This is a genomic window from Bacteroides sp. HPS0048, from assembly GCF_964240755.1.
Taxonomy (GTDB): domain Bacteria; phylum Bacteroidota; class Bacteroidia; order Bacteroidales; family Bacteroidaceae; genus Bacteroides; species Bacteroides nordii.
Map to the genome: position 1 here is coordinate 1 of NZ_CAXSVC010000002.1, position 25,431 is coordinate 25,431.

At 39.7% G+C, this 25,431-nt stretch carries 12 protein-coding genes; 11 read left to right on the plus strand and 1 reads right to left on the minus strand.

Going from position 1 to position 25,431, the window contains the following annotated elements:
- Positions 1-602: 602 nt before the first annotated feature.
- Positions 603-1,118: an outer membrane protein gene (locus tag ACESQI_RS01295; protein WP_002561137.1), complete on the minus strand. Its 516-nt coding sequence runs from the start codon at positions 1,116-1,118 to the stop codon at positions 603-605.
- 890 nt (positions 1,119-2,008) lie between these two features.
- Here ACESQI_RS01295 and ACESQI_RS01300 point away from each other — a divergent pair.
- The 11 genes from ACESQI_RS01300 (at position 2,009) to ACESQI_RS01350 (ending at position 25,428) form a co-directional block, all read left to right on the plus strand.
- Positions 2,009-2,986, plus strand: coding sequence for a T9SS type A sorting domain-containing protein (locus ACESQI_RS01300; RefSeq protein ID WP_002561138.1), 978 nt, complete (start codon positions 2,009-2,011; stop codon positions 2,984-2,986).
- Positions 2,987-3,006: 20 nt separating this feature from the next.
- The gene (locus tag ACESQI_RS01305; protein WP_231373124.1) at positions 3,007-5,619 is read left to right on the plus strand and encodes a LamG-like jellyroll fold domain-containing protein; all 2,613 of its coding nucleotides are present in this window, start codon (positions 3,007-3,009) and stop codon (positions 5,617-5,619) included.
- 24 nt (positions 5,620-5,643) lie between these two features.
- Positions 5,644-8,844: a TonB-dependent receptor gene (locus ACESQI_RS01310; RefSeq protein WP_002561140.1), complete on the plus strand. Its 3,201-nt coding sequence runs from the start codon at positions 5,644-5,646 to the stop codon at positions 8,842-8,844.
- 9 nt (positions 8,845-8,853) lie between these two features.
- Positions 8,854-10,560, plus strand: a complete 1,707-nt coding sequence (locus ACESQI_RS01315; RefSeq protein ID WP_002561141.1) for a RagB/SusD family nutrient uptake outer membrane protein — start codon at positions 8,854-8,856, stop codon at positions 10,558-10,560.
- 304 nt (positions 10,561-10,864) lie between these two features.
- Complete coding sequence (locus ACESQI_RS01320; protein WP_002561142.1) at positions 10,865-12,445, plus strand: sulfatase; 1,581 nt, start codon at positions 10,865-10,867, stop codon at positions 12,443-12,445.
- Positions 12,446-12,464: 19 nt separating this feature from the next.
- Entirely contained in the window at positions 12,465-14,789 is a 2,325-nt protein-coding gene (locus ACESQI_RS01325) for a family 20 glycosylhydrolase (protein ID WP_373125380.1), read from the plus strand.
- Between the two features lie 133 nt (positions 14,790-14,922).
- The gene (locus ACESQI_RS01330; RefSeq protein ID WP_373125381.1) at positions 14,923-17,985 is read left to right on the plus strand and encodes a glycoside hydrolase family 2 TIM barrel-domain containing protein; all 3,063 of its coding nucleotides are present in this window, start codon (positions 14,923-14,925) and stop codon (positions 17,983-17,985) included.
- A 97-nt stretch (positions 17,986-18,082) separates the two neighbouring features.
- Complete coding sequence (locus tag ACESQI_RS01335) at positions 18,083-19,213, plus strand: acyltransferase family protein (RefSeq protein WP_373125382.1); 1,131 nt, start codon at positions 18,083-18,085, stop codon at positions 19,211-19,213.
- A 34-nt stretch (positions 19,214-19,247) separates the two neighbouring features.
- Positions 19,248-21,914 (plus strand): glycoside hydrolase family 2 TIM barrel-domain containing protein, encoded by a 2,667-nt coding sequence (locus ACESQI_RS01340; RefSeq protein ID WP_373125383.1) that lies wholly within the window; start codon positions 19,248-19,250, stop codon positions 21,912-21,914.
- A 115-nt stretch (positions 21,915-22,029) separates the two neighbouring features.
- Positions 22,030-23,844, plus strand: coding sequence for an alpha-L-fucosidase (locus tag ACESQI_RS01345; RefSeq protein ID WP_373125384.1), 1,815 nt, complete (start codon positions 22,030-22,032; stop codon positions 23,842-23,844).
- A gap of 54 nt (positions 23,845-23,898) precedes the next feature.
- Positions 23,899-25,428: a sulfatase gene (locus tag ACESQI_RS01350; protein WP_373125385.1), complete on the plus strand. Its 1,530-nt coding sequence runs from the start codon at positions 23,899-23,901 to the stop codon at positions 25,426-25,428.
- Positions 25,429-25,431 lie beyond the last annotated feature (3 nt).

Consider the following 25,431-nt stretch of genomic DNA (forward strand, 5'->3'; position numbering starts at 1 on the left):
AAAGTAGAGTCAGTCATTAATTGTAATGAAAAAGAAAACATAGTGAAGAAAGGACATATCTTTCGTAGTTAACATTTATTAAAGCAATATTCTGCGGAAACATTTGGTTTTAATAGAGTATACGAGGAACGACCCGAAGCTCTACGAGGAACGACTCGAAACTCTACGGAGATCACCCCGATGCTCTACGGGAAAAGTTTATTTGTCCTCAAAAGAGGCTCTTTTTCGCTGGTTGCCCTCAGTATGTGTATAAGTAGAAAATAGCAAGATGGTTGATATGTAAATTGTTTGCAAATAAAATGTAATATAAATAGACGATATACATAGTATATTAACACGAAGTGAAATATGATACAAACTATCTGAATTATCTAACCGGGAAAATACGGGTATTTTTTACAGTACCCCATACTATGCCTTAAATATCTTATTTTACAGGATTAAGAATATCATTTTGACAGAATGCTAAAAGGATGTCCCCCTTTTCCCTTATGCGTTTCTCCATAGAAGCTTTACCACAGAAAAGAGGCTGTCTCCCGTAAGGAAATAGCCTCATAGTTATAAGTACAGAAAGCGATTGGTGTAGCTTTAGTTATCAGTATTTAGAATTTATATCCGTATCCCAACATGATAACGACATTGTCATCGTGGGCAAACATGAACTTCGCTTCCGCATTTAAGTAACTGTGTTCAGACAATGGCAGCGTTATACCACCACCAAGATTGAAGGCAAATTTACTTGTATTGTCTCTGCCTACTTTTACATGTTGCCCATCAATTTCAGTATCTTGTTTTCCATAAAAATTGTTTTGCATACCAAACCCGGCAAGGGGATAAACAGAAAATCCCTGCCCGTCTTTACTGAAATTAAAGACATAATGAAAATTGATATTTACATCTAATCCCGTAACTTTATCTTTAGGAAAGAAAAATGTAAGATCCGGGGCTATCCGAAGATTTTTTGCTATTACATAACGTCCTTGTACTCCCAATCCAAACCTTTCATAATTGGTCTGATAACCTACATTCCCAAGAAGAGAACCTTCACCTTTTAATGTTTGGGCATTTAATCCAGTAGCTGCTATCGCTATCATAAATGCTAAAAATAATTTTTTCATAATTGAAGCGTTTAGTTAATACTATTTTTTGATTGAAAACTTTTGCTTTCTCTGTCCAACCAACAATCCCTGATCGATTATTGTTTTCGGACAAAGGAGTAAATCTTGGTCATATTTATTTTATTAACAGAGTATGATAATGATTTATGTTTTGCCTATAAAATAATGATTAATTTATAATTTTAGAATATGAGTAGTTTGTAGTATGTAATGTTTTTGTGAAAAATGAAATAGAAAATCTGTTAACATTGTTAATGGGAAATTTTAATATACAACCTAAGCAATGTAAAACTACTATCTTTTAGGATACAAAGTAACGTTACTTTGTATCCTAAAAGATAGTAGTTAATACACTATTAAATACGTACTTTTTCATTCTAAATTATGTATTGTTTATAGTGTTGATTATAAGATGTAAAGCTACTTCTCTTAAAGGATTTCCAGATAAAATAGCTTTCATTGGGAAAAATAGAATAAGGTATAGTTGTTGAAAAAACAACTATTAGAGGGTTATTCGGTAAATTAATCCTTTCGCCCAGGATTGTTCATTACTTTCTGTTGTATTCGATTGTCTCATTATACTGTTTGCTATCATGATATAATCATTCCAGAAGGCTTTGATTACTCAACATAGTACATAAGGGGCAGGAGATTTTAGGATACATATTTGTGGAATCTCCACTATTTCTTATTTTCACTTCCAGGAATATCTAAAACTTGCTATTAATGGGTGATTTAGATGTTTTTGGAAGTATAAAAAGTTGTTTTTGAACATCGATTTGTGAATCAAGTCATATGTTTGCAAAGACAAAAGTCGTTATATATTTGATTAGTGAAAATCAGTAAAGAACGATTGGAGTCAAATTATTAACTTTTAATTTTCTATTATTATGAGAAGAAATGTACTCCTTTCAGCAGTCGCACTGATGATGGCTGCTAATGTTTTCGCACAAGAAGATGTAACTCCTGCATCATTTAAGTTTAAAGATCTTCCGGTAGGACCCGTCCAGATGTATTGGGGAACCGGGGCTAATCCCAGTGTTGCAGAATTGAATGTAGCAGGTTCTATTGTGGCAGGTGTTGCTCCTGCGAACATTACAACTGAAGAAGCCATATCCTCTGGCCTCTCTATTGTTGATAGTGAGTTTGGACATCTTTTATTATTAAAAGGTAAGGATGCTCCTACATCTGTAGCAGGTCCGGCTTCTACGGGAAATTTATCTATGGGTTGGTTTAACTTGGCATTTGTTGGACCGGCAAGTGCTGAGGGAGGAAACAATTATCGTGTCACTTTCCAGATGAAATTAGCTTCCAGTCTGGCTGTAGGTGCTAAAAAAATAAATTTAGAGTTAGTTTCCGGTGGTGGTAATAATAAACTGCTTGGATCAAAAAATGAAGTATTGTATACTGGAGATACCGGTTGGTGGCAATGTCAAGTTGGTGCAGTTACTGGCACTACAGATCCTTTCCGTGCTCGTGTTGGTTTTGAGGGGCAAATGATGGGACAGTCCGCTTTATATCTTTATGAAATTACTTTTGTGAAAAATCCGGAAGGAGATTTTGTAAATACAGAAGGTACTTCGAATGCAGATGGTTCTATGCATGGTATGGACAAACCGAATGGGGCAGAAGGTGGTGGTTCTGTAGGTATTGGCTCAATGGAAGATGCAAATGCTCCGTTTGTTGCTTGGGATCGTCATTCAATCTATGTAAATAATGCAAATAACGGCGAAGAGGTTTATATATATAATTTGGTTGGACAGTTAGTTTACAGTGCTGAAGCAACACCCGGATTTATGGAAATTCCAATGACTTCAGGAGCTTATATTGTAAAAGTAGGTACTAAATCAACTAAAGTAGTATTGTAATCAATTGAATATTATTTCAGGTGACAAAGAAAAAGAGTGCCGGTATAGTTCCGGCCTCTTTTAATTTCTATTTCTTTAAATTTAATATAACTATGGGACAGGTAGGGAAGATATTTTCATTGGTTGTGGGCTGTTGTTTCTGTTTCTCTTGGGTACAGGCACAAGTTGTTAATTATGCTTTAAGACTTTCAGGAAGTGATTATGTTACTTGTGGACAAGTATCTGAAGTGGATGGAAAAAATGAATATGCCGTTCAGTTTCTGATGTCTCCACAGGAGTGGAGTACGGGTGCTTATATTTTTAAGCGGGGTTCTGGGACCAGTGAATTTTCAGTTAGATTATCCTCTGTTCAGGGAAATATCATTTTCAAAGTAGCAGATCAGGAAATTACGGTAACAGGAATTTCTGTCAATGGATGGACACAGGTTTCGTTAGGAGTATTTGCAAATGGAGCAGATACATGGGTGAATGGAGTGAAGACGTGGAATGCTAATAATAAACTACAAATGCCTTCATCTAATGAAAATCTGGTGTTAGGTCAAGGTTTTAAAGGGCGTTTAGATGAATTTCGTTTGTGGAATACTGCAATGCCGAGTGATAGTAAGGAGCTTTTGATGTTTCAGAATACGGTTAATAAATTTCATCCGCAGTGGGAACATCTTGTTTTGTATTACAAGTTTGACCAGGAACAGTGCCCGGACATTGTGGACTACAAATTTACACATCATGGTACTTTAAGTAATGGTATTGCTCAACGTGAAAAAGTGACAGATAACGATTATTTCCGTTATCGTGTTGTGAGTGGATATTCTGATTTTAATCGTCATTCTGACCGTTTGCAGATAGATAAAGATATGCATTTACTGACAAATGATCTGATTTTTTTGAATGCTTCGGTAAATGGGAAAACCGGTGAAGTGACGATGACAGCTTTAGATGATGCTACTGTGACAGGAGGAGCTGCCTATCTGGCCATGGATGGAGAACGTTCGGGTATTTTAGTTTTAGATGGCACCGGTGAAGTGAATTTAGGTAAAGCGCTTCGTGAAGGGGCACCAGCAAGTGCAGCGGCAACTATTGAAGGCTGGTTTAATGTGAAAGAATGGGCAGAGAATGCTGTTTTATTTGAGCAAAAAGAGAGTGATACTAATTTATTTGGTATATATCTGGGAAAAGATGAAAATAAACAGTTGGTTATTAAAGCGGATGGATGGCAGATGGAGTGTAATGACGTTTTCAATGTAGGCCAATGGCAACATATTGCTGTGACAATGGATCCCAATTCATCCCGTAATCCGATTCGCCTTTATGTGAATAATAAAGTTACAAGTGGAACGATAACAAGACCTTCTAACGGAGTAATGTATACCCTCAAAGATATTAATGCCGATGCTATGGCAGGCTCCGGTTTTATAGGAAAGATGGATGATTTGATGGTTTGGAGAAATGCGCGTACTTCTTTTGCTTCAGATATGGATGGAACATTATCTGCTGCAAAATTTCCGGGTGGTGGAAGCGATGCCATATTCTTTGATGGTTATTGGAGATTCGACCGGGAAAATAATATTGGATATAATTCCAGAGGTTGGAAAGCAATGATCGAGCAGACCCGGAATTTATATGAGGGTTACAGAGGATTTAAAATAAGAATAGGCCTGATCAGTTCGGATAGTGACGCGAATGGAAATAAAAACTGGCCTAACTATATAGGTAATGAATCTTGGCGCACTAATATAGCTAAAGGAATTGAGGCGTTACTTCCTTATTGTGATGGTGTGGATATTGATTTGGAGTGGTTGGATAATAATCCGAATAATTCTAAATGGGCATCTTATGGAGCAATGGTAAAAGCTATACGTGCAGTAATGCCGGATAATAAAATTTTTAGTGTAAGTTTGCATCCGGTTTCATACACAATGCCTTTGGATGCTATTGAAGCAGTTGACTTTGTTACTTTCCAGAATTATGGACCACGAAAGAGTAGTTTGGTATGGGATGCTTATGCTTCATTTTATACTACTGCTGTGAATTATGGTTATCCTGCAGAAAAGATTCGCCTTTCTATGGCAACAACGGCTGTTATGAGTGATAACTCTGCAAAAAATGTAAAAGGATATAAGGACTTGGACTTTTCTACAGTGACACCAGAATCGAATACAGGTACTATTGGTGGTGTGAGTTATACATTCAATGGTGTGAAGGAGGTACAAAAGAAAATGCAGTTATTGGTTGATAACAATACTGGTGGATGTATGTATTTTGATATGGGAAATGATTTGAGTGTACAGAATGAGTTGAGTCTGGTTCGTGCTTTGAGTCTGACTATTCATTCCAATGTAGATACATTAGTAACAAAGGTGGATAAAGACCCTGTAGGCATAATAAAAGAAAAGTATCCGCATTCAGCTCAGATCAATGTATATCCCAATCCTTCTGATGGTAATTTTCAGGTAGACGTACCTTTTGAAGGCAAGGTTGTGTGTGATCTGTTTTCCATATCCGGTAATAAAGTATATAGTACAATAGGTGAAAAACAAATTCGATTTTCATTAGACTCCCTTTTGGAGGGATTATACGTGCTGAAGGTAAGTTCTTCTACGGGTGGAGCTACAGCGAAAGTACAGATAAAATAACAGTGAAACTTAATATAATAACGTATGAAAAACAAATGGCAATTTAGTTTATTGGCTTTTGCTCTGTTTATGATTATTCCTTTTCTATCGTTACATGCTGCTGTTGACGATGTGCAGCAGTCTAAGGTAGTGAAAGGACAGATCACAGACGAGTCAAATGAAGGAGTTATTGGTGCAAATGTTTTGGTAAAAGGGACTACAAATGGAGTTATTACAGATATTGACGGTAACTATTCAATTTCTGTATCTGGTAATAATGCTGTTTTGGTAATTTCATTTATCGGATATAAAACTCAGGAAATAAAAGTTGGTAATCAAACAACTATTAATGTCAAATTGGCTGAGGATTCAGAAGTGTTAGATGAGGTAGTAGTTGTAGGATATGGAACAGTTCGTAAGGGCGATGTTACCGGTGCTATTTCTTCTTTGAAACCTGATCAGAACGAAGCGGCAAAGGTTGTTTCCATTGATAATCTGTTGCAAGGTAAAATAGCCGGTGTAAATGTTGGAGCCACTGTAGCTACTCCAGGTGCAGCTTCTTCGGTGACAATTCGTGGTGCCAACTCTCTGCGTGGCGATAATCAGCCTTTGTATGTAATTGACAACATACCGCAGGCTTCAACCGGTGAGTTTGCCGCCAGTGCATTTGGTGATGGTGATTTTCAGACAGCTCAAAATCCATTGACCAGTTTGAATCCACAGGATATTGAAGATATCCAGATTCTGAAAGATGCATCGGCTACGGCTATTTATGGTTCGCGCGGTGCTAATGGAGTTATCCTTATCACGACGAAGAAAGGAAAGAGCGGGAAACCCAAAGTAAGTTTAAGTGCCAACTTTACAATAGCGAATGCTACGAAACTGAAAGATATGTTGAATCTGGAAGAGTATGGACGTTTTCGTAACGAGCAACTGGGAGAAAAGGCTGCACAATTCTTTTTTGAAAACAATGAAGTGCGTTATATTTATTCCGGTGGAGAGTATGATCCTGAAAATCCGGAATCTTACAATGTATTAACTTATCATAATTGGCAAAAAGAGATCTATCAGAGTGCTTTTTCCCAGAATTATTCAGCCACTATTAATGGTGGTAACGATAAAACTACTTATTATGTTTCTGCTTCTTTTAAAGATATCAATGGTATTGTTTATAATACAGGTTTAAAACAGGGTGACCTGCGTACAAATCTTTCGATGGATTTGTCTAAGAGCGTGAAACTTAATTTGGCACTGAATGGCTCTATCAAACAGAATGATATGATGTCGGGAGGAGATACCAGAGGGGGAGCAACCGGATCTGTTACTCGTACAGCTCTTGACTCGGCACCATATGTGGCTCCATCTGGTGAGCAAAATCTGTCGGCAGAACAAAAAACAACTGTATGGAGCTGGATTAATGATTATGATGATATTACGACAGAAAAAACATTCAGAGCTTCGGCAGATCTGACATGGAATATCGGTGCAGGTTTTTCATATAATGCACGTGTAGGAGGTGATATCTTTACACAAAATCGTGGACGCTGGTTTGGACTCCAATTATTTAAAGGAGAAAATGATAATGGTTCTCTTGGTCTGACAAATTTGGAAAAGAACCATTATACGGTTGAGAATATTGTAAATTACAATACGAAGATTAAAAACATTGTTGATATTGCAGCCACTGTAGGTGTCACTTATGATGACTATGGATATTTGAACAAAGTTACTTCGGCTCGTAATTTTGAAAATCATTCGTTCCGTACCAAAGGGTTACATATGGCAGGTACCATTAATGAAGAGCAACCCATTCAGAAAGACTATCAGTTACTCTCTTATCTGGGACGTTTAAATTTATCTTTTATTGAAGGACGTTATTTGTTAACGGCTACATTCCGTGCTGATGGTACAAGTAAGTTTGTGAAATCCAACCGCTGGGCATACTTTCCTTCTGCAGCTTTGGCATGGCGTATGGAACAAGAGGACTTTATCAGAGAAAATACTCCTTGGATTGATCAGTTGAAATTTCGTTTAGGATATGGACAGACAGGAAATCAGTCTATAGATCCATACAATAGTTTTTATAATTATAAAAAGACAATTGATTATGCAGATGCTAACGGTAATAAAGAGTTGGCTTTGGCTGTAAGTAATTTGCAAAATCCTGAATTGAAATGGGAGTCGACCACTTCCTATAATATTGGTCTTGATTTTGCTATATTCAATAATCGCCTGTCTGGTACATTAGACTGGTATTACAAACGTACAGATGACTTACTTATCGATCGTTCTGTTTCTTTCACTACAGGTTTTGCGAATATCCTGATGAATCAAGGTTCTTTGTCAAATAGAGGTTTTGAAATATCTTTGGATGCAGATGTTATCCGTTCTAAAGATTTCACCTGGAATGTATCGGGTAATATTGGCTTTAATAGTTCTAAGATCAGAAAATTAGGATTACCTCTTGCTTTTTATGGCAATAATCAATATTCTGCTTATTTAGGAAACTCAATAGGTGACCATTTTGGTGTTGCAAATATTTTTATAGAAGGAAAAGCTCCGGGGTTGTTTTGGGGATATAAAACAGATGGTATAATTCAGAAGGGAGATGATGTTCCTCAGAAAAGTGAAAACAAGAATACGATTGCAGGGAGTACGGATCCGGGTAATATTAAATTTGTCGATAGTAACGGTGATGGTATGATTACTGAAGATGATAAAGTGATTTTGGGAGATCCGAATCCAGATTTTACATATGGTTTCCAAACCAGATTGACTTATAAAGACATTTCTTTATCAGCTTCCTTTAATGGAGTTTACGGAAATGATTTATTAAATAGTAATCTGCGCTATGAAGCTATGCCTGCCAAGAATTCATCTAATAATATTCGTAAAGAGGTTTATGCTAATATATGGAGGGCTGATAATCCTACAAACCTTTATCCGGGAGTAAATAGTACAAATCCGTCTTCAGCTGTACTTGACAGATATATTGAAGATGGTAGCTTCCTGAGATGTTCGGATATAACATTGGGATATACTATGCCGAAAAGTATTGTCAGTAAAATAGGTTTCGAGAATATAAACATTTTTGCTTCTGTAAAAAATGCATTCATTATTACCAATTATTCTGGATATGATCCGGAGGTGAATACTTTTGCATTCGATGGTTTAAAAAGAGGCGTTGATATGAACTCATTTCCTCAGTCACGTTCTTATATCTTTGGTTTAAGTGTAACATTCTAATCAGGTATTATGAAAAAATTAAAATTAATATATTTCTTATTAGCTATTTGTACTTTTTCTTCCTGCCTGGATGAAGATCCGCAATATGCTTTGAATAGTGAATCTGTGTTTTTGGATGAGAATACAGCTCAGTTGGCACTGCTTTCCTGTTATGGACAGTTGACTACTTATGATGGTTTTGGGCAGGCTGCTCAGGAATTACTGGTGGGAGCATCCGGTTTGGGATGGGCACAGACAAATGCCAGTGATCAGGACCGTTACGTATCTCTGAATGTATCTTCTGGTTGTGTGATAACCAAGATGTTTTGGAGAAGTTTATATAAAACGGTCTCAGAGACAACATTTTTTATAGAGAATATGAAAGAGAGCCCATTGGACGAGGACTTTAAAACCGGATTAGTAGCACAAGCTAAATTTCTGAGGGGATTCTCATATTACCATTTGTTGACTACTTTTGGTGGAGTACCTTTGCGTAATACAATTCCATCTCTCAAGTCGCTTTCTATTCCGAGAGCTACTGAAGAAGAGATTGCAGCACAGATTGAAAGTGATTGGAAAGATGCTATTGGTGGATTGACTGAAACCGCAGATGCCGGAAAAGCTTCGGGACTTGCAGCGCATGCTTATTTAGCTAAACTATATTGGTATTTGGCATGTCAGGGAAAACAAGCTTCGGGTAATAAGACTTATTGGGAGTTAGCTTTGGAACAATGTGAATTTGTATATGGAAAATTTCAATTGGAACCAAACTATTCAAACTTGTTTGTACAACATTCAAACTCGAAAGAATCTATATTTCAACTCAATTTTTCAACAGAATCTTCTACTACCGGTAATCGTGGAAGTTGGATATTTGCTCCTCAAAACTCTACAGCCGGTATATCATGGGGACGTATTCGTATTTCAAAAGCTTTTCATGACTATCTGAAAGGTACCTATCCGGACGATCCGAGATATAGTGCAACTGTTCTTTCAACATGGGTAAATAAGAGTAATGGTGAAAATCAGTTTGCTTATCCGAAATTGAGTTATAAAGAGGGTCGGGTTACTCATAATGTAGAAATAAATTATAGTATATGTAACGATCCTACTAATCCTACAGTTGAAGAATTAGAGGCGGTTGATGATAAGTTGGTGAAACGTTTTGTACAACCTACCGGAGAACATTACGGATGGTCTTATTATAAGAAAGCGATGGATTTAAATTCTACTGCTCAAAATTCGCATATGAATCTTATTGTATATCGCTATGCTGATTTCTTATTGATGATGGCGGATGTACTGAATGAATCTGGTGAAACGGGAAAGGCTATTAGCCTGGTGAAAGAAGTATTACAGAGAGCGCGGCAATCAGGTACGTCGAATGCTGTTTATCCTAAGGACTGGGAAACTAATCTTACTAAAGATCAGGTAAGAGATAAAATATTCTGGGAACGCTTGGTAGAACTGGCTGGTGAACAAACGATGTATTGTGATGTACGCAGACGAGGTACTGAATATCTGAAAAAAGTATTGGAGATTCAGAATAATCATCATATTACAAGAGCTATTGTTGAGAACAAGGAATTAGGTGAACATAGATTTAAAGAACGCTTGTTCAATAATGGAGATTTAACAGAAAATTTCTTGAAGAAAAATTTGCGATTACCTATACCACAGGAAGAATTGAATACTAACGAATCAATATCTGCCAGCGATCAAAATTACGGATACTAATTTTATTATTCTGTTGATTTGTAATGAAGCAGCAGAAACATCCGAAAGAGTTTTGTTTTCTGTAACAAGGGTAGTAGCATAGTTTGCTACTACTCTATTTAAGAGCTATCGTTTATTGTTTTTGTTCTTTCTTTCAAATAAAATTCAAAAGAGGACACATTTGGGACATTTTTGGAATATATAAAATTATTTTCGAACATTGGATTAGTACCTGCTGTCGTAAATTTGTATTTAAAAGAAACATAGAACTACTAAATAATAAAGGGTAGAGAAATTATTGTATTTATATTAATCTTGTTTTACCATGAACCGACCAGACTTAAAAATAGTTTATCCCTTTGCCGGATTGGCGACATTGGCTACTGTAACTTCTTGTCAGCAACAAAAAAAGGAAGAAGCAAAACCATATAATATTGTATATATTATGACGGATGATCATACGGCTCAAATGATGAGTTGTTATGATACCCGTTATATGGAGACTCCTAATCTGGATCGTATAGCCAATGATGGTGTACGCTTTACCAATAGTTTTGTTGCTAATTCGTTGAGTGGTCCAAGCCGTGCCTGTATGATTACCGGTAAGCATAGTTGTGCCAATAAATTTTATGATAACACGACGTGTGTTTTTGATAGTGCACAACAAACTTTTCCGAAGCTGTTACAGAAAGTTGGTTATCAGACAGCTTTGGTAGGGAAGTGGCATTTAGAAAGTCTGCCTACAGGGTTCAATTACTGGGAGATAGTACCGGGACAGGGCGATTATTATAATCCGGATTTTATCACCCAGGATAATGATACGATTCAGAAACAAGGTTACGTCACAAATATTATCACGGATGAGGCTATTGACTGGATGGAGAACAAACGGGATAAGGATAAACCTTTCTGCCTGTTGATTCACCATAAGGCTATTCATCGCAACTGGATGGCGGATACCTGTAATCTGGCACTGTATGAAGATAAGACATTTTCTCTTCCCGGAAACTTCTTTGATGATTATGAAGGCCGTCCGGCTGCTGCTGCACAGGAAATGAGTATTGTGAAGGATATGGACATGATCTATGACCTGAAAATGCTTCGTCCGGAGAAGAACTCGCGACTGAAATCTTTGTATGAGAAATTCCTCGGACGTATGAATACGGAGCAACGGGCTGCCTGGGATAAGTTTTATGGTCCGGTGATTGATGATTTCTATAAGCAGAATCTAAAAGGAAAAGAATTGGCCAACTGGAAGTTTCAACGGTATATGCGTGACTATATGAAGACAGTGAAATCTCTGGATGATAATGTAGGGCGTGTACTTGACTATCTGAAAGAAAAGGGAATGTTGGACAATACGTTGGTGGTTTATACTTCCGATCAGGGATTTTATATGGGCGAACATGGCTGGTTTGATAAACGCTTTATGTATGAGGAATCTATGCGTACTCCGCTTATAATGCGTTTGCCTAAGGGATTCGACCGGAAAGGTGATATAACGGAAATGGTACAGAATATTGATTATGCACCTACTTTTCTTGAGTTGGCAGGTGCTCCTGTTCCTGATGATATCCAGGGGGTATCTTTGTTGCCTTTGCTGAGAGGAGAGCATCCCAAAGATTGGAGAAAAGCATTGTACTATCATTTTTATGAATATCCTGCCGAACACATGGTAAAACGCCATTATGGTGTTCGTACAGAACGATATAAGTTGATTCATTTTTATAATGATATAAACTGGTGGGAGTTGTATGATCTTCAGAAAGATCCTGCTGAGATGCATAACTTATATGGAAAAGCAGAGTATGAACCTGTAGTGGGAGAACTTAAAGAAGAAATGCTGAAGTTGCAGGAGCAATACAACGATCCGGTTCGTTTTTCACCGGAAAGAGATAAAGAGTAAAAAAGGAATATATTGATTTATGATGAAATACACCTTATCAATTATAATAGCGTTACTGTTTTCCCCTATCATAGCAGTACAGGCTGAAGATTTAACACAAACGATCTCTATAGTACCCACCCCTGTGCAAGTTGTGCCAGGGGAGGGGAGCTATCGTTTTTCGGAGAATACGGTATTTGCTGTAGAGAATGCAGGGCAAGCGGAAATCGCTCGTAATTTTATCGGTCTTTTTACTTGTGCTGGCGGATTCACTCCGTTGTTGAAAGAAGGAAGTAACACTGGGGATGTTTGTTTTATAACAGATCGTAGCTTGAAGAGTGAGGCTTACCGGTTGGATGTCACTTCGGATAAGATTGTGATTAATGCTTCGGATGTAAAAGGCTTCTTCTATGCCTTGCAGACGATCCGTATGTTGCTGCCGGCTTCTATAGAGAATGCAAGAAATGTAGGCGGAGATGTTGACTGGGCCATTCCTTCGGTAAAAATTAGTGATGAACCTCGCTTTGGCTATCGCGGGTTATTATTGGATGCTGCCCGTTTTTTTATACCCAAAAAGAATGTATTGCGCATCATAGATTGTATGGCAATGCTGAAAATAAATAAACTCCATTTTCATTTGTGTGATGATAACGGTTGGCGCCTGGAAATAAAGAAACATCCTTGTCTGACAGATATAGGTGCATGGCGGGTAGATCGTACCGACGTCCCTTTTCATTCCCGAAGGAATCCGATGTTGGGAGAATCTACTCCAATAGGTGGGTTTTATACTCAGGAAGACATGAAGGAGATAATAGCGTATGCTACCGATCGCCAGATAGAAGTGATTCCTGAAATAGAAATGCCGGCACATAGTAATGCCGCTCTGGCCTCTTATCCCGGATTGGCTTGTCCGGTAGTAAAGAATTTCATAGGTGTATTACCCGGGTTGGGAGGTGCGCATGCTGAGGTTATCTATTGTGCCGGGAATGACAGTGTATTTACATTTTTACAAGATGTGATTGATGAAGTGGTGGAGTTGTTTCCTTCTCGTTATATTCATTTGGGAGGTGATGAGGCCAGAAAGACGAACTGGGAAAAATGTCCGCTTTGCCAGGCACGAATGAAAAAAGAACATCTGGCCAATGAAGAAGATTTGCAGGGGTACTTTATGAAACGGATGTGCGAATATGTACAAAGTAAAGGCCGTGAAGTGATAGGCTGGGATGAATTGACGAATACGACTATACCGGACGGGACCATCATTTTAGGCTGGCAGGGATTGGGTACTGCTGCTTTGAAGGCTGCAGAACAGGGACACCGGTTTATAATGACTCCGGCGCGTATTATGTATCTGATACGCTATCAGGGACCTCAGTGGTTTGAACCTGTGACCTATTTTGGTAATATTACTTTGAGGGATGTATTTGATTATGAACCGATACAGGATGATTGGAAACCTGAATATAAGTCTCTTTTGATGGGGATACAGGGTTGTATGTGGACTGAGTTTTGCAATAAACCCGAAGATGTGGACTATCTGCTCTTTCCGCGTCTGGCAGCAGTGGCCGAAGGGGGCTGGGCTAAACCGGAATTGAAAGATTGGAACCGTTTTTTAAAAGGATTGGATGTATATAACTGCCATATTGCAGCTAAAGGAGTGAGGTATTCCCGTTCAATGTATAATATTCAGCATACAATAACACCTGAAAACGGAGCTTTAAAGGTTAATTTGGAATGTATACGTCCGGATGTAGAAATTCGTTATACGTTGGATGATAGTGAGCCTTCAGTAAAATCACTCCGTTATACCAAGGATTTGACTATTCGGGGCGTACAAACTTTAAAGTGTGCTACCTTTGTGGGTGAAAAGAAAATGGGAAAAACATTGATTTTACCTGTTATCTGGAATAAGGCTACCGGTAAACCTGTTTTTGGAGATAATAAAAACGTGGAAGTAGTAACCAACGGAATACGTGGAAGCCTGAAACAAACAGATTATGAATGGGCTTCCTGGGAAAAAAGTGATACGGTATCTTTCACAATTGATTTATTGAAAAAGGAAACACTCCATACGGTTACAGTAGGTTGTATTACAAATTATGGCATGGCAATACATAAACCGGCATCGATAGAAGTAGAAATATCAGATGATAACTGTAAATTCAGGAAGGTGGGTACATTAAGCTTTACTCCTCAGGAGATCTTCCGGGAGTGGAATTTTGTGGAAGATCTGTCTTTGAATATCAACGGGAAACAGGCACGCTATATCCGTGTGACCGCCAAAGGACCAGGGGCTTGCCCGGAAGATCATGTACGTCCGGGACAGGAATCCAGAGTGATGTTTGATGAAGTGATAGTGAAGTAATTTAGTAGTAAGTAGCCCAGTAGTAAGTATTTTAGTAGTTAAGTAGTCAAGTAGTTAAGTAGTAAGTATCAATACTATCGACTACTTACTACTTAACTACTTGACTACTTAACTACTACAAAAACATAAAACCATGAATAACTTATTAAAACAAATTTATCTGATGATGCTGGCAGTGCTGGTTATCATTCCCGCTGCGGCACAACAACGGCCCGAATGGCAGAGCCAGTATGCGGTAGGATTGAATAAGCTGAATCCCCATGCCTATGTCTGGCCGTATGCAACTGCTGCTGATGTACAGAAAGGAGCTTATGAAGAATCTCCTTATTATATGAGTCTGAATGGCAAATGGAAGTTCCATTGGGTGAAGAATCCCGATACCCGTCCGAAAGATTTTTATAAACCTTCGTTTTATACCGGAGGATGGGCCGATATCAATGTGCCGGGCAACTGGGAGCGTCAGGGATATGGTACGGCTATTTATGTAAACGAGACTTATGAATTTGATGATAAGATGTTCAACTTCAAGAAGAATCCGCCGTTGGTTCCATCTGAAGAGAATGAGGTGGGGTCTTATCGTCGTACTTTTACGATTCCTGCCGGTTGGGAAGGCCGTCGGGTGATACTTTGCTGTGAAGGGGTCATTTCATTTTATTATGCATGGGTGAATGGAGAGTTTTTAGGATACAATCAGGATTCTAAGACCCCTGCCGAATGGGATATTACCGACAAACTGAAAAAAGGTGAAAATACAATAGCCCTTGAAGTCTACCGCTGGAGTGCGGGTGCTTATCTTGAGTGTCAGGATATGTGGCGGTTAAGCGGTATTGAGCGGGATGTGTATCTCTACAGTACTCCCAAGCAATATATTGCCGATTATAAAGTGACCTCTATCCTTGAAAAGAATACTTATAAAGACGGCGTTTTCGAACTTGATGTGACTGTAGAAGGAGCGGCAGCCGGAATAGCTACCGTTGCCTATGAATTGCAGAATGAGGCCGGAAAGACAGTGTTGAATGGTAGTCAACCGGTTAAATCCCGTGGTTTGAGCAATCTGATTACTTTTGATGAGAAACGTATTCCGGATGTTGAAAAATGGAGTGCAGAACATCCGAACCTGTATACATTGATATTGGAATTGAAAGACGCTAATGGAAAAGTGACTGAGGTGACCGGGACGAAAGTCGGTTTCCGTACTTCTGAAATAAAGGACGGTCGTTTCTGTATCAATGGTGTGCCTGTATTGGTGAAAGGGGTAAACCGTCATGAGCATTCACAGTTGGGGCGTACAGTAAGTAAGGAACTGATGGAAGAGGATATCAAGCTGATGAAACAGCATAATATCAATACCGTCCGTAATTCCCATTATCCTGCTCATCCTTACTGGTATCAGCTTTGTGACCGGTATGGCCTTTATATGATTGATGAAGCAAATATCGAATCTCACGGTATGGGCTACGGACCTGCCTCTTTGGCAAAAGACAGTACGTGGCTTACGGCTCATATGGATCGTACGCATCGTATGTATGAGCGTTCAAAGAATCATCCTGCCATTGTGATCTGGTCATTAGGCAATGAAGCCGGTAATGGAATTAATTTTGAGCGTACGTATGACTGGCTGAAGTCGGTAGAAAAGAACCGTCCCGTACAATATGAACGTGCGGAAGAAAATTACAATACGGATATCTATTGCCGTATGTACCGCAGTGTGGATGTCATTAAAGAGTACGTAGCCCGTAAGGATATTTACCGTCCTTTTATTCTTTGCGAATATCTGCATGCCATGGGGAATAGTTGCGGTGGCATGAAGGAATATTGGGATGTTTTTGAAAATGAACCGATGGCTCAGGGTGGTTGCATCTGGGATTGGGTGGACCAGTCTTTCCGTGAGGTAGACCAGGATGGTAACTGGTATTGGACATACGGCGGCGATTACGGGCCTAAAGATGTGCCGAGTTTTGGTAACTTCTGTTGTAACGGTTTGGTGAATGCTGTTCGTGAGCCCCATCCGCATCTGTTGGAGGTAAAGAAGATCTATCAGAATATCAAGAGTACATTGGTTGATAAGAAGAACCTGACTATCCGTGTGAAGAATTGGTTCGATTTTTCGGATTTGAATGAGTATCTTCTTCATTGGAGTGTGACGGGAGATGACGGAACGATTGTTGCTGAGGGAAGTAAAGAGGTGACTTGTGCCCCGCATGCCGTGGTGGATATCACTTTGGGAGCTGTGAAACTTCCTAAAACGCTTCGCGAAGCTTATCTGAATCTGAGTTGGACACGGGTGAAGGCTACTCCGTTAGTAACATCCGATTGGGAAGTTGCCTATGATCAGTTTGTACTTCCTGTATCTAAAAACAGTTGGTCCGGCAAACCTGGCAAAGCGGGGAACACAACGTTTGTAGTTGATAAGTCTACCGGTGCATTGAAGTCTCTTTGTCTGGATGGAGAAGAATTATTGGCAAGTCCGATAACTTTGAGCCTGTTCCGTCCGGCTACGGATAATGATAATCGCGATCAGAATGGAGCCAAACTCTGGAAACAGGCTGGCTTGGGCCATTTGACACAAAAGGTGGTTTCTTTGAAGGAAGGTAAGAATAAGACGACTGTGAAAGCCGATATTCTGAATGCCGAAGGAAAGAAAATAGGAAATGCCGAGTTTATATATGCTTTGAACCGTGACGGTTCCATGAAAGTGCAGACTACTTTTGAACCGGATACTTCATTGGTAAAATCGATGGCTCGATTGGGAGTTACTTTTGAAATGAAGGATACCTACGAAAATGTAACTTATCTGGGCCGTGGGGAACATGAAACCTATACTGACCGGAATCAATCAGGTAAGATAGGTATTTATAAAACAACTCCTGAACGGATGTTCCATTATTATGTTGTTCCTCAGTCTACAGGTAACCGGACGGATGTCCGGTGGCTGCAACTGACTGACGAACATGGGAAAGGCTGCTGGATAGAGGCAAATTCTTTATTCCAGTTTAGCACTGTTCCTTTCTCAGATGTAATATTAGAGAAGGCACGTCATATTAATGAATTGAAACGGGACGGCAAAATAACAATACATCTGGATGCAGAACAAGCTGGAGTAGGTACTGCTACTTGTGGTCCGGGAGTTTTGCCTTCCTATCTGGTTCCATTGACAAAGCAAACCTTTGATTTCACTATTTATCCTGTGAAGTAAAAGAGAGAGAGTGATATATACTAATGAGGATATCTCTGGAAGGAGGTACCTCATTGGTTTTTCTGTTTTTCTTCCGGGGTTAAATCTATAAAACACCATGAACAAAATACCGGAAAATGATTTTACCCGATTAGCCTCATTGGATATACTTAGAGGTTTTGACTTATTTCTTCTTGTCTTTTTTCAGCCGGTGTTCGTTGCACTGGCACGACAGTTGAATCTGCCATTTCTCGATGAGGTTCTATATCAGTTGGACCATGAAGTCTGGGAAGGGTTTCGTTTCTGGGATCTTGTAATGCCGCTTTTTCTCTTTATGACAGGGGCTTCAATGCCTTTTTCCTTATCTAAATACAAGACTGCTTCTGTAGATTATTGGCCTGTTTACCGACGGATTCTTAAACGGGTTATTTTACTTTTTGTCTTCGGAATGATTGTCCAGGGAAATTTGCTTGGATTTGATAGCAAGCACATTTATTTCTATTCTAATACATTACAATCGATTGCTGTTGGTTATTTTATTGCAGCAGTTATCCAATTACATTTTTCATTCGGATGGCAGATAATAATAACGCTGTTATTGCTTCTTGTCTACTGGATTCCTATGACATTTCTGGGTGACTTTACCCCGGCAGGAAATTTTGCAGAGCAGGTAGATCGATGGGTTCTGGGACGTTTCCGGGATGGAGTTTTTTGGAATGAAGACGGAACCTGGAGCTTTTCATCTCAATACAATTATACATGGATATGGAGTAGCCTGACATTTGGGGTTACTGTGATGCTTGGAGCTTTTGCCGGAAAGATAATGAAAGAAGGCAAGACGAACCGGAAAAAGGTGGTACAAATATTACTGCTTATTGGTCTGTTATTGATCGGTCTGGCAGAATTGTGGAGTTTGCAAATGCCTGTCATTAAGCGTTTATGGACAGCCAGTATGACGTTACTGTCCGGTGGCTATTGCTTTTTGCTCATGGCATTGTTTTATTACTGGATTGATTATAAAGGGCATACACGGGGATTGAATTGGTTGAAAGTGTATGGCATGAATTCTATTACTGCCTACGTGCTCGGTGAGGTAGTGAATTTCCGTTGTATTGCAGCTTCGGTCAGTTACGGATTAGAGCAATATTTAGGAAATTATTATTTAGTATGGTTGACCTTTGCCAATTATCTTATTCTTTTTCTACTTTTGAGAGTAATGTATAAATGTAGGTTATTTTTGAAGGTTTGATTGTATAGATAGCATAACTAATTCCAAGAATAATATGAAAAAAGTTTTTTATTTATTATTTCTGTTTCTACTATGGGTCGTTCCGGGGAGAGCAGCTTATCAGCCTCAATATTCTGTGGCTGGCTTTTATCCGTTGGAGCACACAGGGCGTGAAGTGTATTCGATGAATCCGGCCTGGCGTTTTTATAAAGGAAGTGCTCCGGAGGCTTATCGGGTAGATTTTGATGATGATAACTGGGCGGTTGTCTCATTGCCGGACGGGATAGAATATTTACCGACTGAAGCCAGCGGATGTATAAATTATCAGGGTGAAGTATGGTATCGTAAGCATTTCACTCCTGACAATAGTCTTAAAAGTAAAAAGCTGTTTCTCCATTTCGAAGCTATTATGGGGAAGTCAAAGGTATGGATAAATGGTCAGTTGATTAATGAACATTTCGGAGGATTTCTGCCCGTAATTGCCGATATAACTCCTTATGTGACTTTTGAAAAAGAGAATGTAATAGCGGTATGGGCCGATAATAGCGATGATCCTTTTTATCCTCCCGGGAAGGCACAGGATGTATTGGACTTTACTTATTGCGGGGGCATTTACCGGGATTGCTGGTTGATAGCTCACAATGATGTTTATATAACTGATCCGAATTATGAGAATCAGGTAGCAGGAGGTGGTTTGTTTGTGGCTTTTGATAAAGTGTCAGAGCAGACAGCGGATATTTTACTGAATATACAGGTTAGAAATGACCGTAAACAGTCTTTTAACGGGAGGGTCGTCTATGAACTGTTGGATGCTAATGCTGAAAAGGTTGGTGAAGCTACTCACAAACTTTCTGTTGGAAAACAAAAGGCTGCGGTTGTTGCCAATAAGATCAGAATTTCTGACCCTCACCTTTGGTCGCCGGATTCTCCTTATTTGTATCAACTGCATGTATATGTACAGGATAACCACGGAAATACGATTGATGGATATAAACGTCGTATTGGTGTACGCAGTATCGAATTTAAAGGAAAAGACGGTTTCTGGCTCAATGGGAAACCTTATGATGCTCCATTGATTGGAGCCAATCGCCATCAGGATTTTGCTGTTGTAGGCAATGCACTTTCTAACAGTATGCACTGGCGGGATGCGAAGAAGTTGAGAGATGCAGGACTGAAAGTGATCAGGAACGCCCATTATCCACAAGACCCGGCTTTTATGGATGCTTGTGATGAACTTGGACTTTTCGTGATAGTCAATACTCCGGGATGGCAGTTCTGGAATGAGGCTCCCGAGTTTGCTCAGCGGGTATATTCGGATATCCGGAACATGGTGCGGCGAGATCGTAACCATCCTTCTGTATGGATGTGGGAACCTATTCTGAATGAGACCTGGTATCCAGCCGACTTTGCACAGAAAGTGAGAGATATTGTGATGGAAGAATATCCATACCCTTATTGCTATACAGGTTGTGATTCAGAGGCCAAAGGGCATGAATACTTCCCTGTGCTTTTCAAACATCCTCATTTGAGAGGAGTAGATAAAGAGGAAGCAGAACATCCGGAAATAACGTATTTCACTCGTGAATGGGGAGACAATGTGGATGATTGGAGTTCGCATAATTCTCCCAGTCGTGCCAGCCGTGCCTGGGGAGAAACACCTATGTTGATTCAGGCACAGGGATATGCTAATCCTTCTTATCCGTATACTTGTTATGAAACGTTGTTCCAAACAAGCCGTCAACATATCGGAGGCTGTTTGTGGCATTCATTCGATCATCAGCGGGGATATCATCCCGATCCGTTTTATGGAGGGATTATGGATGCTTTCCGCCAGCCCAAATATTCATATTATATGTTTAAGTCACAGCGTAGTCCGCAAAAGACAGATTTGATTGCCGAAACCGGGCCAATGGTATATATTGCGCATGCTATGACTCCTTTCTCACCAAAGGATGTGACGGTTTACTCCAATTGTGAAGAAGTTCGCCTGACGGTATTTAAGGATGGTAAACAGTATAATTATAAAAAAGAAAAAAGAGAGAAAGGGATGCCTTCGCCTGTGATAACATTTAAGGATGTATATGATTTTATGCAGGATAAGGCTTTGTCCCGTCAGAGAAAACAAGCAGATGTATATATGCTTGCAGAAGGACTTATGGATGGAAAAGTAGTGGCTACTCATAAGGTGTCACCGTCACGTCGTCCTTCAAGGCTTTTGTTATGGGTTGATAATGAGGGTATGAATATGGAGGCTAACGGTTCGGATATTGTGACGGTAATTGCAGCTGTTGCCGATGATAATGGAAATATTAAGCGTTTGAATAATTATTTTATTCGTTTTGAAATAGAGGGTGAAGGTGTAATTTTGGGTGGAGAGGATGTGATGGCCAATCCTCGTTCCGTACAGTGGGGTACGGCACCTGTGCTTGTGAAGTCCACTACCACTCCGGGGAAGATTAAAATTCGTGCTTCTGTATTGATAGAAGGTAAGCAGATGCCTGCCAGTGAAGCGATTGAGATAGAGACACATCCGGTCATTTATCCTTTAATTTTTGATGTAGCGGAAGAAAACGCAGCTGTTAAAATGGTTCGGGAGAAAAGTGCAGATAAAGTGAGAGATGAAGATTGTGCCCGTGAAGTAAAGAAATTGCAGATGGAATTGAATCAATATAAATTGAAAGAAGTGGAACAGCAACAAACTGATTTCGGAGAAAAAAGATAATATTCACCACAGAGTACCACAGAGTATTATTGTTGAAACTAAAATAAATAAAACTCTGTGTGACTCTGTGAAACTCTATGGTGAATATAGTGAACTAAACGTAAATATACAACCAATGAAAAAACTTTTATTATTAGTCATTCTGTTCGCTTCGATTTGTAGTGGACAGGCACAAAATGAGAAAGGGTATTATGTGAAGCATTTGGAGTTTCCACAGAATGCCACACTTCAGGAGAAAGTAGATATGGCGGCGAGGTTAGTGCCGACTCCACAGCAATTGGCCTGGCAACAGATGGAACTGACAGCATTCCTGCATTTCGGTATTAATACTTTTACCGGGCGTGAATGGGGAGACGGGACAGAAGATCCGGCTTTGTTTAATCCTTCACAGTTGGATGCAGAGCAGTGGGTACGTACACTGAAAGATGCTGGTTTTAAAATGGTCCTTTTAACGGCTAAACATCATGATGGTTTCTGTTTGTGGCCTACCAAAACTACAATCCATTCCGTAGCTTCTTCTTCCTGGAAGAATGGTAAAGGGGATGTTGTGAAAGAACTTCGTGATGCTTGTGATAAATATGGAATGAAGTTCGGTGTTTATCTCTCTCCATGGGACAGAAACGCTTCATGTTATGGCGATTCTCCGAAATATAATCAGTTTTTTATTCAACAATTGACGGAGTTGCTTACTAACTACGGAGAAGTACACGAGGTGTGGTTTGATGGTGCAAATGGTGAAGGTCCTAACGGGAAAAAACAGGTCTATGACTGGGATACGTTTTATAAAACGATTCAGAAGTTGCAGCCTAAGGCTGTGATGGCTATAATGGGAGATGATGTGCGTTGGGTTGGTAATGAAAAAGGAATTGGCCGTGAAACGGAATGGAATGCTACGGTACTTACTCCGGGAATCTATGCCCGTTCGGAGGAAAATAATAAACGGTTGGGGGTATTCAGTAAGGCTGAAGATTTAGGGAGTCGTGATATACTGAAGAATGCAACCGAACTCTTCTGGTACCCGTCTGAGGTGGATGTTTCTATTCGTCCGGGATGGTTCTATCATAAAGAAGAGGATAACAAGGTGAAAAGTCTGAAGCATTTGGCGGATATCTATTTCCAATCCGTTGGTTACAATTCTGTCTTGTTATTGAATATTCCGCCGGATCGTCGCGGATTGATTAATGAGGCGGATGTGACTCGTTTGAAAGAGTTTGCCGAATATCGTAAACAGGCTTTTGCAGATGACAGGGTGAAGGAGGGACAGAAATTATGGGAGGCTATTTCGAATGGAGAGCGTACCTATAAACTGAAATCCGGCTCGGAAATTAATGTAGTGATGTTGCAGGAAGATATCGCAAGAGGACAACGTGTAGAAGCTTTTTCTGTGGAGGCACAGACTGCTGATGGTTGGAAAGAGATAGCTCAGGGGACTACGGTTGGTTATAAACGTTTGTTACGTTTTCCTGATGTAAAAGCCAATCAGTTAAGAATTAAAATTAAAAGTTGTCGTCTGACTGCTAATATCAGCCGGGTAGCAGCTTTCTATGTGGCTCCTTTGCAAGAAGAAAGTGAAGGGGTGGATTGGAATAACTTGCCGCGTACTACCTGGAAACAGGTGTCTGATTCTCCATTTACCATTGATTTAGGTAAATCGGTAATATTAAGTGCTTTTACATATGCTCCTGCTAAGGCTGAGGCAAAACCGACCATGGCATTCAAGTATAAATTCTTTGTAAGTACTGATGGAAATAATTGGCAGGAAGTGCCTGTAAATGGTGAATTTAGTAACATCATGCACAACCCGCTTCCGCAAACAGTACCATTTAAGGAAAAAGTGAAGGCACGTTTTATCAGGTTGGTAGCTACTACGCCGACTGATACTCCTGCAAAGGTGGAAATGAATGAGATTGGCGTAACTACTGAAAAGTAAATTAAAGCAGTTGCCAAGTTGTAACAGAAAAAATCTATTAAACAAGAAAATACCATGAATGTAGATAAGCGTAAATTATGGACTGCTGCTTCTGTCTTGATTTTATCCGGACCGTTAACAGCCCAACAACAGCCTAATATCATCCTCTTTTTGGTGGATGATATGGGGTGGCAGGATACTTCGGTTCCTTTCTGGACGGAGACAACGGAACTAAACCAGATTTATCATACGCCCAATATGGAGCGACTTTCTCAAATGGGGGTTAAGTTTACTCATGCTTATGCCAACTCGATCAGTTCACCATCACGGGTGAGCCTTTTCACCGGAGCTAATGCAGCAAGGCACCGGGTGACTAACTGGACCTTGAAGAAAGATGTTTCGACAGACAGGAAGAACGATTTGCTGGCATTCGGTGATTGGAATTATAATGGCTTGTGCCCGCAGGAAGGTATACCTTACACTTTTTATGCTAAATGTCTGCCGGAATTGCTTCGTGAAAACGGATATACAACCATGATGGTAGGTAAGGCGCATTTTGGCTCTCTGGATACTCCGGCTGCTGATCCGTTGGCTATTGGTTTCGATTATAACATCGCCGGACATGCTGCCGGGGCTATGGGAAGTTATCTGGGAGAAGAAGGATATGGTGCGAACGGAAATCCGGAATGGGCAAAGATATGGGCAGTACCGGATCTGGAAAAATATCATGGTACGGATACTTTCCTGACTGAGGCTTTGACTTTGGAAGCCAAAGGGCTTATGGACAAAGCACTTGCCAAAGAAAAACCATTCTTTTTGTATATGAGCCATTATGCTGTTCATGCCCCTTTTGCCACTGACAAAAGGTTTTATGATAGATACGTAGCCAAAGGGCTTTCGCATAAAGAAGCGCAGTATGCCGGATTGGTGGAAGGCATGGATAAGAGTTTGGGAGATCTTATGGACTATCTGGAAGTAAAAGGTATTGCTCAAAACACAGTTATTATTTTTATGTCCGATAACGGGGGATATACCATTGGACGTACAAATAAAAATTATCCGTTGAGTGAAGGAAAGGGTTCGTTAAAAGAAGGTGGGATTCGTGAGCCAATGATTGTTTGTTGGCCGGGAGTCACACAACCTGCTACAGTGAATGTAACTCCTGTGATAATAGAAGATTTCTTTCCCAGTATACTGGAGTTAGCCGGTATGAAAGGGAGAATACATACTCCACAGATTATTGATGGTAGAAGTTTTGTTGCACAGTTAAAAGGGAAACAGGGAGATCAGAAGAGACCTTTGTATTTTCATTATCCTAATAACTGGGGAGAACGGCACGAAACGACCGGTGCTCCGCAAAGTGCTGTTATTGAAGGAGATTGGAAGTTGATTTACTACTATGAATCGCAGACATCGGCTCTGTTCAATCTGAAAGAAGATATCTCGGAACAACATAATCTTATCGGCGAAAAAGCATATCAGAAGATAGCTTTGAAACTGGCAAAGGATTTGACTCGCCATTTAAAGAAGACAAATGCTACCATGCCTGTAGTAAAAGTTACCGGAGATTTTGTGAAATACCCGGATGGGTCAGGAGTGGAATAATGG

Coding starts and splice junctions, on each gene's coding strand:
- ACESQI_RS01320 (WP_002561142.1), top strand. CDS start 10,865: ATGAACCGACCAGACTTAAAAATAGTTTATCCCTTTGCCGGATTGGCG.
- ACESQI_RS01300 (WP_002561138.1), top strand. CDS start 2,009: ATGAGAAGAAATGTACTCCTTTCAGCAGTCGCACTGATGATGGCTGCT.
- ACESQI_RS01295 (WP_002561137.1), bottom strand. CDS start 1,118: ATGAAAAAATTATTTTTAGCATTTATGATAGCGATAGCAGCTACTGGA.
- ACESQI_RS01330 (WP_373125381.1), top strand. CDS start 14,923: ATGAATAACTTATTAAAACAAATTTATCTGATGATGCTGGCAGTGCTG.
- ACESQI_RS01335 (WP_373125382.1), top strand. CDS start 18,083: ATGAACAAAATACCGGAAAATGATTTTACCCGATTAGCCTCATTGGAT.
- ACESQI_RS01310 (WP_002561140.1), top strand. CDS start 5,644: ATGAAAAACAAATGGCAATTTAGTTTATTGGCTTTTGCTCTGTTTATG.
- ACESQI_RS01345 (WP_373125384.1), top strand. CDS start 22,030: ATGAAAAAACTTTTATTATTAGTCATTCTGTTCGCTTCGATTTGTAGT.
- ACESQI_RS01325 (WP_373125380.1), top strand. CDS start 12,465: ATGATGAAATACACCTTATCAATTATAATAGCGTTACTGTTTTCCCCT.
- ACESQI_RS01340 (WP_373125383.1), top strand. CDS start 19,248: ATGAAAAAAGTTTTTTATTTATTATTTCTGTTTCTACTATGGGTCGTT.
- ACESQI_RS01315 (WP_002561141.1), top strand. CDS start 8,854: ATGAAAAAATTAAAATTAATATATTTCTTATTAGCTATTTGTACTTTT.
- ACESQI_RS01350 (WP_373125385.1), top strand. CDS start 23,899: ATGAATGTAGATAAGCGTAAATTATGGACTGCTGCTTCTGTCTTGATT.